Source organism: Brevibacillus laterosporus (genome assembly GCF_030489605.1).
GTDB classification, from domain to species: Bacteria; Bacillota; Bacilli; order Brevibacillales; family Brevibacillaceae; genus Brevibacillus_B; species Brevibacillus_B laterosporus_E.
The window spans coordinates 1-1,652 of the sequence record NZ_JAUKFY010000054.1 but is presented as its reverse complement, the minus strand read 5'-3'; the positions used below and the strand labels follow the sequence as shown (position 1 = coordinate 1,652).

Annotated in this window: 3 protein-coding genes; all 3 read right to left on the bottom strand. The window is 38.8% G+C overall.

What is annotated here, in order from left to right:
* Positions 1-218 precede the first annotated feature (218 nt).
* Positions 219-452 carry a DUF7667 family protein gene (locus QZ995_RS23590; protein ID WP_301812382.1) on the bottom strand — a complete coding sequence of 78 codons (234 nt, stop codon included), beginning with the start codon at positions 450-452 and terminating at the stop codon, positions 219-221.
* 42 nt (positions 453-494) lie between these two features.
* A complete protein-coding gene (locus QZ995_RS23585) occupies positions 495-749 on the bottom strand; it encodes a helix-turn-helix transcriptional regulator (RefSeq protein WP_035318190.1) in 255 nt (84 codons plus the stop codon).
* Positions 750-1,307: 558 nt separating this feature from the next.
* A partial coding sequence (locus QZ995_RS23580; RefSeq protein ID WP_301812378.1) for an Ig-like domain-containing protein occupies positions 1,308-1,652 on the bottom strand: 345 nt, incomplete at its 5' end.

Sequence of the window (1,652 nt, the reverse complement as noted above, 5' to 3'; positions counted from 1 at the left end):
CGTGCGGAACATACTCCCTCTAATCAAACAATGTTTTCCAATTCAAAAATACGCGTTAAATCAATGTTTTACAGGTTTTGTAATTTCAGATTATATCATCGCTTTTCAAAAAATTGTGGGCAAATTGTGGGCAATTTTGTGGGCAAATTTTTGAGCATAGATTTTGGTTACTGTTTAGTTGTATTTGAGAGCATACCTCGTTTTAAAATGAAGGGGGCTTATTCCTTTTTCAACTCCTCTATCTTCTCTATCCTTGAACATAACTCATGCTGCCAATCCGCGTCGTTCGTCATACTGGCGATAAAAGATAAGTTTTTGAGTTTTGCAATCTCCCAAGCTCTTTGAGCGTTTGCACTCAGACAATGGCTCATTTCTGTCATTTCTGAGTCAGTAAGCCCCCTTGTCTTATTGATAAACCAAAGCTCTGCCATACGTTGATGGACGATCCACATCTGCACCAGCTCCTTACTCTTGATGGTAAAGTGTATGCACAGTTAACTTTGATTTTGCATGTCCAACTGTGATTTTTTTCTATCCCAAATTTGTTCAACTGTCCATCGCTTTTGTAATCCCTGTTCAGCAGCTCGTGCATTCAATACATCTACTATATCGTAAGCCAACGCTAGATTAGGCACTGACTTATTCCTTGCAAGGCTTGTGATAGTATTTCGACTTACTTCAAGTGTGTCAGCCAACTCCTGCTGTGACATGTCCAACATGACCAGGATAGCTTTCAGATAGCAGATCATAAAAATCACCCCATTGCTCACTTCACTACAGAGCTTGTCGAATCCTTTGACGAGTAAATGGAGGTTTTGACGAAAAAAGCTCCCCATACAGGGAGCCTTAACTTAACAACTATTAATTTCCTTCTGGTGGTCCCATACGTTCTAAAATTCGATTTCCTTCTACCGGTCCTAAAGAACCTGTGCCTACACCATGATTGTCCAGACGTTTCATGACTCTCCTCCTTTTTATTTAATGCTGATCGCAATTACCGTATTCTATATAAAAAAGAACAACCCTTTTTCGGTAATCCGTTAAAGGGTTGTTCTGTATCCCTGTTCCCGCAGGCAATACAGTCTATGTAATTAAAAGAATCACCGGACTAGGCTTTTACACTAATCACATCTTCTACAGGTATCCACCAAAAATCCTCATCGTTTTTTAGCTTGATCCGCTTAAACGTTGAATCAAACTTCTCTACCCATCCCAAAGCGGATTCTATAACACCTCTGTTTATTTAATGAGGCGTGATTTCATGTTCACATTTTCAAGATAGGATTGTACAGTATTCAACAACTAAGCTATTCAACAGTCAATTCGTATGAATCTACCAATGTTTTACCGAATACTTTATCAGTGGTTGTAGCTTTGATAGTCGTTCTTCCCGGTGCAATAGCTTTAATATAACCAGTACGACTGATGGTTGCTACCGATGGATTGGAAGAGGAATAATTCACATTGTTTGTTACAATCTCTGGGTTATTGATTTCGTAATAAACTCTTGATGTAGTTTGATGAGTTTCACCGACATCCAATACCGTGTGGAAGGTAATGTCAAACCTAGGTTCAACTTTGATGTTTTTGTATGTCGTTTTTGTAATAGAGCCTTCCGTATATGATACATCTACTGTTACATATCCCGCTTT